General features: G+C 58.0%; 10 protein-coding genes and 2 pseudogenes. 10 read left to right on the top strand and 2 right to left on the bottom strand.

The annotated features are described in order from the left end of the window. The first annotated feature begins 8 nt into the window (after positions 1-8). From IPP88_20985 to IPP88_21015, 7 genes and pseudogenes are all read left to right on the top strand, one after another. Complete coding sequence (locus IPP88_20985) at positions 9-1,505, top strand: leucyl aminopeptidase (protein MBL0125069.1); 1,497 nt, start codon at positions 9-11, stop codon at positions 1,503-1,505. Between the two features lie 108 nt (positions 1,506-1,613). Continuing rightward, a complete protein-coding gene (locus tag IPP88_20990) occupies positions 1,614-2,000 on the top strand; it encodes a DNA polymerase III subunit chi (GenBank protein MBL0125070.1) in 387 nt (128 codons plus the stop codon). Continuing rightward, positions 1,993-2,394, top strand: coding sequence for a hypothetical protein (locus IPP88_20995; protein MBL0125071.1), 402 nt, complete (start codon positions 1,993-1,995; stop codon positions 2,392-2,394). Before IPP88_20990 ends, IPP88_20995 begins: the two co-directional genes overlap by 8 nt. Positions 2,395-2,459: 65 nt before the next feature. Next, a pseudogene (locus tag IPP88_21000) lies at positions 2,460-5,304 on the top strand (valine--tRNA ligase). A 160-nt stretch (positions 5,305-5,464) separates the two neighbouring features. Next, a complete protein-coding gene (locus IPP88_21005) occupies positions 5,465-6,748 on the top strand; it encodes an MFS transporter (protein ID MBL0125072.1) in 1,284 nt (427 codons plus the stop codon). A gap of 18 nt (positions 6,749-6,766) precedes the next feature. Then, positions 6,767-7,552, top strand: coding sequence for an enoyl-CoA hydratase (locus IPP88_21010; GenBank protein MBL0125073.1), 786 nt, complete (start codon positions 6,767-6,769; stop codon positions 7,550-7,552). A gap of 22 nt (positions 7,553-7,574) precedes the next feature. Then, a complete protein-coding gene (locus IPP88_21015) occupies positions 7,575-8,423 on the top strand; it encodes an NAD(P)-dependent oxidoreductase (GenBank protein ID MBL0125074.1) in 849 nt (282 codons plus the stop codon). A 17-nt stretch (positions 8,424-8,440) separates the two neighbouring features. Here the strand turns inward: IPP88_21015 and IPP88_21020 are convergent, their stop codons facing one another. Continuing rightward, positions 8,441-8,677: a sulfurtransferase TusA family protein gene (locus tag IPP88_21020; GenBank protein ID MBL0125075.1), complete on the bottom strand. Its 237-nt coding sequence runs from the start codon at positions 8,675-8,677 to the stop codon at positions 8,441-8,443. Positions 8,678-8,898: 221 nt separating this feature from the next. Here IPP88_21020 and IPP88_21025 point away from each other — a divergent pair, with 221 nt between their 5' ends. Both IPP88_21025 and chrA read left to right on the top strand, forming a co-directional pair. Further along, on the top strand, positions 8,899-9,723 hold the full coding sequence (locus tag IPP88_21025) for a chromate resistance protein (GenBank protein MBL0125076.1): 825 nt from the start codon (positions 8,899-8,901) through the stop codon (positions 9,721-9,723). Continuing rightward, positions 9,720-11,060 carry a chromate efflux transporter gene (chrA, locus tag IPP88_21030; protein MBL0125077.1) on the top strand — a complete coding sequence of 447 codons (1,341 nt, stop codon included), beginning with the start codon at positions 9,720-9,722 and terminating at the stop codon, positions 11,058-11,060. The genes IPP88_21025 and chrA overlap by 4 nt, the downstream gene beginning before the upstream one ends. Positions 11,061-11,261: 201 nt before the next feature. On the opposite strand, the pseudogene moaC reads toward chrA, so the two are convergent. Further along, positions 11,262-11,745 (bottom strand): annotated as a pseudogene (gene moaC / locus IPP88_21035) (cyclic pyranopterin monophosphate synthase MoaC). A 134-nt stretch (positions 11,746-11,879) separates the two neighbouring features. Here moaC and IPP88_21040 point away from each other — a divergent pair. Further along, positions 11,880-12,465 (top strand): M48 family metalloprotease (locus IPP88_21040; protein ID MBL0125078.1); only part of this gene is annotated, 586 nt, incomplete at its 3' end.

Raw genomic sequence — 12,465 nt, forward strand, 5'->3', positions numbered from 1 at the left:
GTACTCTTGTGGAATTTAGCATAAAAGGCGGCGACCTCTCAAAACTCAAGACAGACTGCGTCATCGTAGGCGTCTTTTCATCAGGCGACTCCGCGAAACTCTCCAAAGCCGCGCAAGCACTGGACAAGGCGGCCAATGGCGCGCTGTCCGTCGCAGCGAGCAACGGCGATATTTCGGGCAAAGTCGGTAGCACGCTGCTGTTACAGTCCGTGCCGGGTGTGGCCGCGCAGCGTGTATTGCTGGCAGGTTGCGGGCCGGAAAAGGACTACGGCAACAAGGTATTCGCCAAGGCGTTGTCAAGCGCCTTTAAGGCCCTCAAATCAACCGCCGCGACGGATGTCGTCATTTCCCTGCAAACCGGCTTCAGTGCATCGGACCTTGCCTGGAAAGTGGAGCAGGCGGCGTGTCTGGCCATCGAAGGCGCGTACCGCTTTACTCAACTCAAAAGCAAAGTCGAAAACAAGCACGTTGGCAAAGCCGTCACCATTCATCTCGACGGCAAGGCCGACGAAAAGGCGCTGAAGGCGGCGATCAAGCGCGGTGAAGCGATTGGCGAGGGCATGAGCCTCACCAAGACACTGGGCAATTTGCCGCCCAATATCGCGACCCCATCCTACCTCGCCTCGACGGCCAAGGATTTGGCCAAGACCTACAAATTCAAGTGCACCATCCTCGAGAAAAAGGATATGCAGAAACTGGGCATGAATACCCTGCTCTCGGTTTCCAAGGCGTCTTACCTGCCGCCGAAATTTATCGTGCTTGAACATCAGGGCGGAAAAAAAGGTGCGGCCCCAGTAGTGCTGGTCGGCAAAGGCATTACCTTTGACACTGGCGGTATTTCGCTGAAGCCCGGCGCGGAAATGGATGAAATGAAATATGACATGCAGGGCGCGGGCTCGATGCTGGGCGTGATGAAGACCGTCGGCATGATGAAGCTGCCACTGAACGTAGTGATGCTGGTACCGACCTGCGAAAACATGCCGGGCGGCAACGCAACACGGCCGGGCGATATCGTCAAATCGATGGCAGGTCACACGGTGGAAATCCTCAATACCGATGCGGAAGGCCGCTTGATCCTGTGTGACGCCCTCACCTATGCCGAGCGCTTCAAACCCGCCGCCGTTGTTGATGCCGCCACCTTGACTGGCGCCATGGTCATCGCCTTGGGCCACGTGACGACCGGCGTATTCGCCAATGATGACAAACTCGCGCAGGAACTCATCGGCGCCGGCGAGGTGGCCAATGACGCCGCGTGGCAATTGCCGATGGGGCCCGAGTATGACGAGGGCCTGAAAAGCAATTTTGCCGATATCCCGAATATCGGCACTGGTCGCGCAGGCGGCAGCATCACTGCCGCGTGCTTTCTGGGGCGCTTTACGAAGTCATACAAATGGGCGCATCTGGATATCGCCGGTACGGCCTGGAAATCGGGCGCAGACAAAGGCGCGACCGGCCGGCCGGTGCCATTGCTCGCGAATTTCCTGTTCAAGCGCGCAGGCATTTAGTCAATTTTGAAGCGCTGTCCGCACCTGCCATCTTGATGGCAGGTGCGGCATCTAGTTTCACCTCCTGCCGTGACCGAAATAAAATTCTTTTTCAACATTGATAATAAAATGAATTTCGCCTGCAAGCTGGCGAAGAGAGCATACGACGACGGGCGCAAGCTTGTCGTTTATGCGCCCACGCCCGCGCTTGCGGACGAATTCGATCGCGCGCTCTGGACTTTTTCGCAACTCTCATTTGTGCCACACGTGAAAGCGAGCCATGCACTGGCCGCGGAAACGCCGATTGTGATCGCCCTCGATGACGCGAGCCTGCCGCACCACGAGGCACTCTTGAATCTGGGCAATGAACCGCCGGCATTTTTCAGCCGATTCGAGGCCCTGCGGGAATTGGTGCTTGCGGGCGACGAGGATCGCGCGCTCGCCAGGGAACGCGCCAGATTCTACAAATCGCGCGGTTTTGACGTGACCCACACGGACATAAAAGTTCATGGATAAAGAGCACGAATTGGCCGGCAAGGTCGATGCGCTTCTGGGGAAGCACAGTACCGTGCCACGTACCGCCGAAGGTGTTGATGACCGCAATGTGCCGGTGTTGACGGAGCTGATGAATGCCCCGCACTGGGAGCGCGAACCGGCCGATACCTCCGCGATCCTGCGGCAGCTTTCTGAACTTGAAATTGACACCCTTTCGCATGAGATTTTCGCGCGGGTTTACGGCAAGCTCGATCGTGAACTGGCGACCAAACTCGAAGACAGAATTGCCTCGCAACTGGCCATCCAGATCAACGCGGCTATTACTCATGTCATCGGCGACATGAGGCAAGAAATTGCGAATGAAATCGGCGATGCGGTCAACGCCGCATTGGCAGACCGGCTCCGTCAAGAGTAATTTTCCCGCTGCGCCCCGATGATTGACGCGACAGCCCACCATTCCTGCAAAGAAAACTACGTTTCATGAATCAAGCCCTACCGCCTGTCCAACCTGCCCCGCTGAATCCACTCGATAACGCACTCGCCAAGGCCTTTGATCCTGCGGCGATCGAGTCTCACTGGTATCCTCAATGGGAAGCGGCCGGCTACTTCAAATCCGGCCCTGGCCCCCGACAAACCCTTCTACAGCATTCAGCTCCCGCCACCGAATGTGCCCGGACCCCTGCATATGGGCCATGCGTTCCAGCAAACGCTGATGGATACGCTGATTCGCTATCACCGCATGAAAGGCAACAACACCAACTGGATTGTCGGCACCGATCACGCGGGCATTGCCACGCAGATCGTCGTTGAGCGCCAGTTGCAGGCAGAGGGCAAGTCGCGCCACGACCTGGGACGCGAAAAGTTCATCGAGCGTGTGTGGGAATGGAAGCAGCAATCCGGCTCAACGATTACCCGCCAGATGCGCCGCCTGGGGGACTCCGCCAACTGGACCTACGCCGATACCGAGGGCAACCAGGCGGGCTATTTCACCATGGACAAGAAAATGTCCAGCGCGGTCGTGGAGGTGTTTGTACGCCTGCATGAGCAGGGACTCATTTATCGCGGCAAGCGTCTGGTGAACTGGGATCCGGTACTGGGAACGGCGGTATCTGACCTGGAAGTCGTCAGCCAGGAAGAAGATGGCAAACTCTGGGAAATCCGCTATCCGTTTGAAGAAGGCGCCGAAGGACTGGTTGTCGCGACTACGCGCCCCGAAACGATGCTCGGCGACGTCGCCGTGGCCGTGCACCCGGATGACGAACGTTACCGCGCACTCATCGGCAAGCGCGTCAAGTTGCCACTGACCGGACGCACCATTCCCATCATTGCCGATGAATACGTGGACAAGGAATTCGGCACTGGTTGCGTGAAGATCACGCCCGCGCACGACCTGAACGACTATGCCATCGGCCAGCGCCACAACCTTCCGATGATCGGCATCCTCACACTCGACGCAAAGATCAACGATGCCGCGCCTGTTGCGTATCGCGGCCTCGACCGCTTCGATGCGCGCAAACAGGTCCTTAAGGATCTAGATGCGCTAGGCCTGCTGGTGTCGGAGAAGAAACACAAGCTGAATGTCCCGCGCTCCGACCGCACCGGCGTCATCGTTGAACCGATGTTGACCGACCAGTGGTTCGTGAAAATGGATGGCCTCGCGGCTCGCGGTTTGGATGCGGTGGAGTCAGGCGAGGTCCAGTTTTATCCCGATCATTGGTCCGCCACGTATAACCATTGGCTGAAGAATATTCAGGACTGGTGCATCTCGCGCCAGCTTTGGTGGGGCCATCAGATTCCGGCGTGGTACGACGACCAAGGCAATATCTTCGTCGCGCGCAATGAGGAAGAAGCAAAAGCCAAGGCCGGCGGCAAGATGTTGAAACGTGATCCTGACGTGCTCGACACCTGGTTCTCCTCCGCCCTCGTACCGTTTTCAACGCTGGGATGGCCCGCGGATACGCCCGATCTCAAGGCATTCCTGCCCTCTTCGGTACTGGTGACGGGCAACGACATCATTTTTTTCTGGGTCGCCCGGATGATCATGATGACGCTGCACTTTACCGACAAGGTGCCGTTCAAACACGTGTACATCAATGCCATGGTGCGCGATGCCGAAGGGCAGAAGATGTCCAAGTCGAAGGGCAACACGCTCGATCCGCTGGACCTGATTGACGGCATCAGCCTTGATGCGCTGCTGGAAAAATCCACCAAGGGATTGATGCTGGCCGCGCATCAGGAAAAAGCCGCGAAGTACGTTCGCAAGAATTTCCCGAATGGAATTCCCGCATTCGGCACGGATGCGTTGCGCTTTACCTTCACGTCGCTCGCGCCGCTTTCACTGACGTTGAACTTTGACTTGAGCCGCTGCGAAGGCTATCGCAATTTCTGCAACAAGTTGTGGAATGCGACGCGCTATGTGCTGATGAACATCGAAGGCCACAATGCCTTCGAATGCGGCATTGAGGAATGCGTAAGCGATTGTGGCCCGGGTGGATACACTGATTTCTCCCTTGCCGATCGCTGGATCGTGAGTCAGTTGCAACGTACCGAGGCGGTCGTTGCACAAGCTTTTGCCGATTATCGATTCGACAATGCATCAAGCGCCATCTACCAATTCGTCTGGGACGAGTATTGCGACTGGTACGTGGAACTCGCCAAGGTTCAGCTGCAGTCGGGCACACCCGCGCAACAGCGCGCGACCCGTCGCACGTTGTTGCGCGTGCTGGAAACGACCCTGCGACTCGCGCACCCGATCATTCCATTCATCACCGAGGAGTTGTGGCAGAAGGTTGCGCCGCTTGCGGGCAAATCCGGCGCAACCGTCATGCTAGCGCCGTATCCAGTTTCGCAGCCGGAGAAGATCGACATCAATGCGGAAGCCTTCGTCACGCGGCTGAAAGAATCTATCGATGCCGTCCGGAATCTGCGCGGCGAAATGAATGTGTCACCCAAGGACCGTGTACCACTGTTCATGACCGGCGACGAAGCCGTGATTACGCCGCAGTTACCTTACCTGATGGCGCTCGGCAAGATTTCCGAAACGCATCAGGTCGCCGCGTTACCCGATGCCAATGCACCGGTCGCGGTCGTGTCGAGCGGCAACTGGATGCTGGATATCAAGATCGATGTCGACGCCGAGCGCGCGCGGATTTCGAAGGAGATCGCGCGTCTTGATGGCGAAATCGGCAGAGCGGAAGTGAAACTGGGTAATGCCAGTTTTGTTGATCGCGCACCGGCTGCGGTCGTCGCACAGGAAAAGAATCGATTGGCGGATTTCAAGGCAAAGGTTGCCGAGTTGCGGTTGCAGCTTGAGCGTCTGAAATAGTGCGCGCATCGTGCAAACTCTAGCACGGTAGAGGCTCACGGAGCATTTTCTGCCTACGATCCGCACCAGTGCTAGAGTTTACACGTTAGGGGCTCCTCGAGTTTCCTGGGCGCCGGGTCAGGCCAGCCGCCGTTCATTTGGGGGGGGTTCAAGGCTCCACATGCAAATACCTTACGCGCTCCGCGCACTGCGGCATCAGAATTTCCGCCGCTATTACATCGGACAAGCCATTTCGCAGAGCGGCTCGTGGATGCAATCGCTGGCGATCATGTGGTTGACCTATCGCCTGTCCGGGTCAACTGGTGCGACCGGAACCATCGGTTTTCTGGCGATGATCCCGTACCTGTTTGTCACCCCCATCGCCGGCGCGCTGTCGGACCGTGTCAGCCGCCGCCATTTGCTGATGACCGTGCAAACCATCCTGTTCTTCCATGCCGCCACACTGGCCACGCTGACTTGGCTCGGGCACATGACCGTTGCACTGCTTGGTGCATTCGCGTTTGTGCAAGGCGTATTGAGCGCAATGGAAGTCACCACCCGTCATTCGTTCTTCTCACAACTGATTGAAGACAAGGCGGATCTGCCCAACGCGATTGCGTTGAACTCTGCCAACATCAATGCGACGCGCATGGTGGGACCCGCTCTAGGGGGTCTGTTGATCGCAGCCGTCGGTGAGGCGGCGTGTTTTGCCTTCAACGCGGTATCGTATCTGGCAGTCGTGTTCCAGCTTCGCCGCATTTCGCCACGCGTCGTGCAGCGCGTTCACACGGGCCTGTCGCTGATGTCCGATCTCGCGCTGGGCTGGAAAATCGCGCTGTCGAGTCCAGTCATCCTGCCGCTCGTGCTGATCGTCGGTCTCGTGAGCTTCACCATCAATCCTTACTCCATCCTCATGCCCGCCATCGCGGTCGAGACCTTCGGCAAGGGAGCCGAATTGCATGGCTTGTTCATCAGCGCCGTCGGCATCGGTGCGCTGACCGGCGCCGTGATTCTAGCCAGCCAGCCGAATGTGCGTGGACTCGCGCGCTGGATTCTCTTCACCGCGAGCCTGGCGGCACTGGGCGCCGTGAGTTTTTCACTCCTGGCGCCCTGGCATAACGTGCCGGCCTCGATGCTGGCAATGGCCCTCGTGGGCATCGGCGTCATGGGTACGTCCGTTGCGGTCAATACCATCATTCAAACCGTCGTTGACGATGACAAACGCGGTCGCGTGGTCAGCGTGTACTCGACATTCTTCACCGGCGCCGTGCCACTCGGGCACCTCAGCGGCGGCTGGCTCGCGCAACATATCGGTGCGCCGCGAACCTTCCTGGTGTGTGGAATCCTGTGCGCGATCGGCGCGCTGGCCTATGGCTTAAGACTCAAGCGATTGCAGTTACACTTGCGCGATGTGTACATTGCGCGTGGCATATTGCCCGATAACGAGCTTCCCCCCGACAAATAATTCCGCGAACGGCAAATCATGAGCGACACCATCCTCTTCGAACAGCACGGCCCGATCGGCACGCTGACCTTCAATCGGCCGCAAGTTTACAACGCGATGAATATCGACCTGATCACCGCGTTACGCGATGTGACGGCGTCGCTGATGGGCTCGACGACACTTCGTGCGTTGATCGTAAAGGGTGCCGGCAAGGCATTCCTCGCTGGCGGCGACGTGGCGCTATTTCACCAGAACCTTGACGTGATCGCCGACGATGTCAAGTCAATGGGCGATACCTTGCACGCCGGCATTATCAATATCTGCAATCTGCCGTTTCCGGTGATCGCGCAAATTCATGGCGCCGTCGCGGGCGCGGGACTGAGTGTCGCGCTGGCCTGCGATTTTGCGATCGCCGAGGAAGGCGCAAAATTTACGACGGCCTATACCCGAATCGGCGTCTCTCCCGATGGCGGCAGCACATTCTTCCTGCCGAGAATTGTCGGCATGCGGAAGGCTACAGAACTGGTGATGCTCTCGGAACCGGTCAATGCGGCCGAAGCCTGCGCGCTTGGCCTGATCAATCGGGTGGTGCGAGCAGATCAACTTGACGCGGAAGTGCAAAAACTGGCCGCGCGACTCGCTGGCGGCGCGACCCAGGCCTTTGCGCGCGCAAAGCGGCTGATCACGCAGTCATACAGCACACCGCTTCAACAGCATCTTGACGATGAAATCGCGTTCTTTGCGGAGTGCGCGCGTACCGCTGATTTCAGGGAAGGCGTCACCGCATTCGTCGAAAAGCGCAGTCCCAATTTCAAAGGAAATTAGTTTCACCAAAAGGGAAAACAACATGTTGGGCAATGCCAAAACACTGCAGGGAAAGACACTCTTCATTACCGGCGCCTCACGCGGAATTGGGCGTGCCATCGCGATGCGCGCCGCACGCGATGGCGCCAATGTCGCCATCTGCGCGAAGACGGTGGATCCGCATCCGAAACTGCCCGGCACCATTCACAGTGTCGCCGCGGAAATCGAGGCTGCGGGCGGCAAGGCGCTGGCGATCCAGCTCGATGTGCGGGACGCGGACAATATTGTTGCGGCGGTCAAGCAGTGCGCGGAACATTTTGGCGGCATCGATATTTGCGTTAACAACGCCAGCGCCATCTCGCTCACGACCACCCCCGAAACTCCCGCGAAGCGTTTTGATCTGATGATCGGATGCAACGTGCGTGGTACCTTTCTGGTGTCGCAAGCCTGCATTCCCCACCTGCTAAATAGCAGTGAAGCCGGACGCAATCCGCACATCCTCAATCTCTCGCCACCGCTATCGATGAAACCGGGATGGTTCGAGCATCATGTGGCCTACACCATGTCCAAGTACGGAATGAGCATGTGCACGCTGGGCATGGCCGCGGAATTCAAACGAGCGGGCATTGCGGTCAACTCGCTATGGCCGCGAACCACCATCGCAACCGCCGCGGTGGAATTCAATTTCCCGGCAGACATCCTGAAAGCGAGCCGCACCGCCGAGATCATGTCGGACGCGGCACACGTGATTCTGACATCCGACGGCCGCGCGCACACCGGCAATTTCTATCTGGATGAAAGCGTGTTGCGGTTGGCGGGCGTGACCGACTTTGAACAATACGCCGTCTGTCCCGGAACACCGCTGTTTACGGATTTATACGTTGATCCTTGAGTCCACGCCGAAAGAACTTATCGCTTGGCAATGACGAAAGTGAACTCTGTCGGGGTTTCGCTAGACGACAGTAGCGGATTTCCTGTCATTTTGCAGAACGCCGCAAAATCCTTCACGGCTCCGGGATCGGTCGCGATGACCTTGAGCACTTGCCCGGATTCCATGTCGGCCAACGCCTTCTTGGCGCGAAGAATCGGCAGCGGGCAATTGAGCCCTTTCACATCGAGTTCTTTATTGATTTGAGCGGTGGTCATGATCGCGAGTGGCCTTGCCGTTGGAACAAACGATTGAAACGAACGAATCTTAACATTCCAGGCAATTTGGGGCATTGCGAACGAAGTCAACGCCATCCGATTTCAAATCCGCCGCCTTTACATCAACGGGTCGATGGCACTACACTTCGCCCACGGGATCGCAGACTCCCGTTGCAGGCAGGATTGCAAGACGGTGTCCCGTCCAAGTACTGCGTCTGATCATTCTTCAAGGACGATTTCATGGACACCATTGCGCCCGGCATTTCCGCCGTAATAGATTTTCGCCATTGTTGATCGATGTGCGCCGCGAGGCTGCGTTCAACGCAGACTCGGTCATCGCGGCATCCGCGATCTGGCGCGGTCCATTTGCCGTGTCGGACTGGATCAAATTCATGCCGCGCCATCGCGATCTCGTGGTGTATTGCGTGCATGGTCACGAGATCAGCAAAAACACCTGCGCGGCTTTGCGCAGCGCAGGATTGAGCGCACGCTATCTCGAAGGTGGCATTGAAGCCTGGAATCAATCTGGCGGACCGACGATCCGGAAGGACGCGGCGCCCGGGATTCCATCCGCCGCTAACTGCCCCTCAAAATGGATCACGCGCGCGCGCCCCAAGATTGACCGCATTGCCTGTCCGTGGCTGATCCGCCGGTTCATCGATCCGTTGGCCGAATTCATCTATGTCCCCGCTGACGAAGTGCTGGCCTGCGCGCAACAACAAAGCGCGATTCCCTATGACGTGCCAGATGTACAGTTTTCGCATCGCGGCGATCGTTGCAGCTTTGACGCGTTGATCGAAGACTTCCAGATTAATGATCCGGCGCTTGCTGCCCTTGCCGTTATCGTGCGCGGCGCCGATACGGGAAAGCCTGAACTCACGCCGCAATCCGCCGGACTGCTGGCGATTTCGCTGGGCTTGTCCGCGCTTCACGCCGATGATCACCAGATGCTCGAAGAAGGCATGAACGTTTACGACGCGCTTTATGCCTGGCTCAAGACTTCACGAGCCGAAGTGCATAATGCCGACCTGTTCAAGAAACCATGACCATGCGCGGAACGATCTCTTTCGCTGAAGCGCTGAATTTCTGGTTCAAACTCGGCTTCATCAGCTTCGGCGGGCCGGCCGGACAGATCGCCATCATGCATCGCGAACTGGTTGAACGTAAGCGATGGATTTCCGAGAAACGCTTTCTGCATGCGCTCAATTACTGCATGCTGCTGCCCGGTCCCGAGGCACAGCAATTGGCGACATACATCGGCTGGCTGATGCACGGCACCTGGGGCGGCATCGTCGCGGGCGGGCTATTCGTCCTGCCATCGATGTTCATCCTGATCGTGCTGTCGTGGATTTATACCGCCATTGGCACCGTGCCAGTTGTCGCCGGCCTGTTATATGGTATCAAACCCGCGGTCACGGCCATTGTCCTGTTCGCCGCGTGGCGCATAGGCGGGCGAACGCTGAAGAGCCCGTCCCTGATTGCGATTGCCGTGATGGCGTTCGCGGCGATATTTCTTTTCAATGTCCCCTTCCCTGCCATCGTCCTCGCCGCAGCATGCGCCGGCGCAATCGGTGGCAAGTGGCTGCCCAAACAATTTTCCGGCGGCGGTCATGCAAAGAGCGGCATCCAGGATACTGACGCCATCATCGACGATCACACGCCAACCCCGCCCCACGCGAAATTCAAATGGTCGCGATTTGCCGCCTATTTATTGATAGGCGCGGCACTGTGGTTGGCTGCGATGGCCGCGCTGGCCGCCCATAGCGGCGTCGATGGCGCGCTGGCGCAGATGGGCTGGTTTTTCAGCAAAGCCGCCCTGCTCACTTTTGGCGGCGCTTACGCGGTGCTGCCCTATGTCTACCAAGGCGCCGTGGAGGGCTTTCAATGGTTGACCCCGCAGCAAATGATCGACGGTCTGGCGTTGGGAGAGACCACGCCCGGCCCGTTGATCATGGTGGTCGCCTTTGTCGGCTACATCGGCGGCTGGACGAAAGCGGTGCTCGGGCCCGACTCGCTGTTTCTCGGCGGCGCGTTGGCTGCCGCGGTCGTCACCTACTTTACGTTCTTGCCCTCATTCCTGTTCATTCTGCTCGGCGGACCACTGGTGGAGACCACGCATGGTCAACTGAAATTCACCGCGCCGCTAACGGCGATTACCGCCGCGGTGGTCGGTGTAATCGTCAATCTGGGATTGTTCTTCGCGTGGAAGGTCTGGTGGCCACACGCGACCTCGCTGGCGCCATTCGGCGGCGGATTCGAATGGTTTTCCATGGTTCTGACGCTGCTCGCGACAATTGCGCTATTACGCAACGTGGCCGGCATCATTCCGATTATCTTTGTGTGCGGCGCGGCGGGGATTGCGAAAACGCTGCTTGGATTTTGAACCGGCAAATCACGGCGAAAGAAAAACTCCAGAACTGGCGCGGCTTTCAGAGCATTTTCAGCCCGGAAGCCTCGCCAATGCTAGAGTTTTTCCTCGTAGCCCGGATAAAGCGCCGCGTAATCCGGGATCAGCCGACATCCTTGGAAACACACTCCCGGATTGCACTGCACTTCATCCGGGCTACCGCGCTTGCAAGCGTCTTTACGTTGCGGCGGCAATAAAATCCCCCGATTTACCCCCGCGTTTTTCCAGCAATCGAATGTCGGTGATAGCCATGCCGCGATCCACCGCCTTGACCATGTCATAGATCGTCAGCAGTCCCGCATTCACCGCCATCAGCGCCTCCATTTCGACACCGGTGCGGCCTATCGTCTCCACGGTCGCGCGGCACTCTATCCGCGAAGCAGTAGCGTCAGGGAAGAATTCAACAGCAACTTTGGTGATCACAATCGGATGGGACAACGGGATGATGTCCGGCGTGCGTTTCGCCCCCCTGAATGGCGGCAACCCGGGCAATGCCCAGCACATCGCCTTTCTTTGCGCCACCCGAACGGATAAGTTCGAAGGTTGCGGGTGTCATGTTGATACAACCGGAGGCAGTGGCCACGCGGTGGCTTTCGGCTTTTTCGCCGACATCGACCATATGCGCCTGGCCGCGTTCATCGAAGTGATTGAGTTTGCTCATTTGGGATGCGCCTTGCGTGGGTTGGTACAATCGGCATGCATTGGTCATATATAGATTTGTCGCAGGGGAACCGATACACCATTGAAGTTTCAAATAGCCTTAAGCAGCCCGACTCCACACCGATGACAATACCCATGTTCCATATTTCCGTTGCGTCCGCGACGGCCAAGTTGCCAAAGCGGCTTCGCCTCAAACAAATGATCGCCAGTCTGGTGATCATGACGCAAATTGCCATGCCTGTCGCGCTGCACGCCGAGGGCTTGCCCGATCTGGGTGATTCTTCGGATGCCAGCCTGTCTGAACCGCAGGAGCGTGCCATCGGCAAGCGAATTATGCTGGAGATTCGCGGCGATCGGGCGTTTGTGGAAGACGCGGAACTGAAAGCCTACATCGGGCAATTGGGCAATCGTATGATTGCCGCCAGTCGCGGCACGACCAACGATAACCGTCGCGACTTCGAATTCTTCCTGCTCAATGACGAATCGATCAACGCCTTCGCGCTGCTCGGCGGATTCGTCGGACTGCATTCGGGTTTGGTGCTGACTTCCACGACAGAGTCGGAACTGGCCGGTGTGGTCGGCCACGAAATTGCGCATATTTTGCAGCGGCATCAATCGCGAGGGGCCGACGCACAACGGGGTGGCGCACTGCTTCAACTGGTGGGCCTTGCGGCCGCGATTCTGGCGGCGCGCTCCGGGTCATCCTCATCCGGCCAGGCGA

The organism is Betaproteobacteria bacterium (genome assembly GCA_016720925.1).
In the GTDB taxonomy this organism is placed as follows: Bacteria; Pseudomonadota; Gammaproteobacteria; order Burkholderiales; family Usitatibacteraceae; genus UKL13-2.

What these genes read in the sequence shown, in the direction of transcription:
- IPP88_21005 (MBL0125072.1), top strand. Translation starts at nt 5,465, where the DNA reads ATGCAAATACCTTACGCGCTCCGCGCACTGCGGCATCAGAATTTCCGC.
- IPP88_21010 (MBL0125073.1), top strand. Translation starts at nt 6,767, where the DNA reads ATGAGCGACACCATCCTCTTCGAACAGCACGGCCCGATCGGCACGCTG.
- IPP88_20990 (MBL0125070.1), top strand. Translation starts at nt 1,614, where the DNA reads ATGAATTTCGCCTGCAAGCTGGCGAAGAGAGCATACGACGACGGGCGC.
- chrA (MBL0125077.1), top strand. Translation starts at nt 9,720, where the DNA reads ATGACCATGCGCGGAACGATCTCTTTCGCTGAAGCGCTGAATTTCTGG.
- IPP88_21020 (MBL0125075.1), bottom strand. Translation starts at nt 8,677, where the DNA reads ATGACCACCGCTCAAATCAATAAAGAACTCGATGTGAAAGGGCTCAAT.
- IPP88_20995 (MBL0125071.1), top strand. Translation starts at nt 1,993, where the DNA reads ATGGATAAAGAGCACGAATTGGCCGGCAAGGTCGATGCGCTTCTGGGG.
- IPP88_21015 (MBL0125074.1), top strand. Translation starts at nt 7,575, where the DNA reads ATGTTGGGCAATGCCAAAACACTGCAGGGAAAGACACTCTTCATTACC.